Here is a 1,346-nt window from a genome sequence, read left to right as displayed (position 1 = left end):
GGTGTGTCCGTTAAAAAATTGTCGACTGACACACCGCTATCGCGAGCAGGCTCACTCCTACAGGGTAGGATGTTCACCGTTATGCCCCGAAGGCCTGAGATCGAACCTCAACGCCGTCAGAATGTCACTCGGGATGCAGTTGTTTTTTTGCCAAGGATCGATATGACCAGCCTCAACCCCCAAGACACGCTCGTCCCCGGACGCCTGGAACAGATGTCCACGCGCGTCGCTTTTTTCATCGCCGGCCTCGGCATCGCCGCGTGGGCGCCGCTGGTGCCGTATGCCAAGGCGCGGGCCGGGCTGGATGAGGGCACGTTGGGGTTATTGCTGTTGTGCCTGGGCGTCGGCTCGATTCTGGCGATGCCGCTGGCGGGAATTCTCGCGACGCGCTTCGGCTGCCGGCGTGTGGCCACCGGCGGCACGTTGCTGATCTGCGCGGCGCTGCCTTTGCTGGCGACGGTATCGTCGATCCCGGCGCTGATCGCCACGCTGTTCATGTTCGGTGCCGGCCTCGGCACGGTGGATTCGACGGTGAACCTGCAAGCGGTGATCGTCGAGCGCGCCAGCGGCAAGCACATGATGTCGGGCTTCCACGGCTTGTTCAGCCTCGGCGGCATTGTCGGTGCGGCGGGCGTCAGCGCATTGCTCGGCCTCGGCCTGACGCCGCTGGCGGCGATGCTGGTGGTGGTGGTTTTGCTGATCGGCGCCTTGCTCAAGTGCGTGCCGCACATGTTGCCCTACGGCAGTGAAAGCTCCGGCCCGGCCTTCGCCATTCCCCACGGCATCGTGCTGTTTATCGGCGGCATGTGCTTCATCGTGTTCCTCACCGAAGGCGCGGCGCTGGACTGGAGCGCCGTGTTCCTCGCCCAGGAACGCGGAATCGACACGGCGTACGCTGGAATGGGTTACGCAGCGTTCGCCCTGACCATGACCGTCGGACGTCTGCTGGGTGACCGCATCGTGCGCAAGCTGGGTGCCACGCGGATCATTCTGTTCGGCGGGCTGCTGGCTGCGGCGGGGTTGTTTCTCGCCACCTTCGCGCCGAGCTGGCAAGCGGCGCTGGTCGGTTACGCGTTGGTCGGCGCCGGTTGCTCGAACATCGTTCCCGTGCTGTACACGGCAGTCGGCAAGCAGACAGTGATGCCGGAAAGCATCGCGGTGCCGGCGATTACCACGCTCGGTTACGCAGGGATTCTCGCCGGGCCGGCGGTGATCGGTTTTGTCGCCCATGCCAGCAGCCTGAGTTTTGCCTTTGGACTGATGGCGGTGTTGCTGGTCGCTGTGGCGATCGGCGGGAAAGTCCTGAAGGTCTAAAGCAAAAGATCGCAGCCTTCGGCAGCTCCTAC

The 1,346-nt window shown here is 64.0% G+C and carries 1 protein-coding gene; it reads left to right on the top strand.

What is annotated here, in order from left to right:
* The first annotated feature begins 162 nt into the window (after nt 1–162).
* Entirely contained in the window at nt 163–1,314 is a 1,152-nt protein-coding gene (locus tag DCO47_RS26780; protein WP_116659285.1) for an MFS transporter, read from the top strand.
* Nucleotides 1,315–1,346 lie beyond the last annotated feature (32 nt).

The organism is Pseudomonas sp. NDM (assembly GCF_003105095.1).
Taxonomy (GTDB): Bacteria; Pseudomonadota; Gammaproteobacteria; order Pseudomonadales; family Pseudomonadaceae; genus Aquipseudomonas; species Aquipseudomonas moraviensis_A.
The sequence above is the reverse complement of the archived record's forward strand: the minus strand, read 5'-3'. Positions and strand labels throughout refer to the sequence as shown.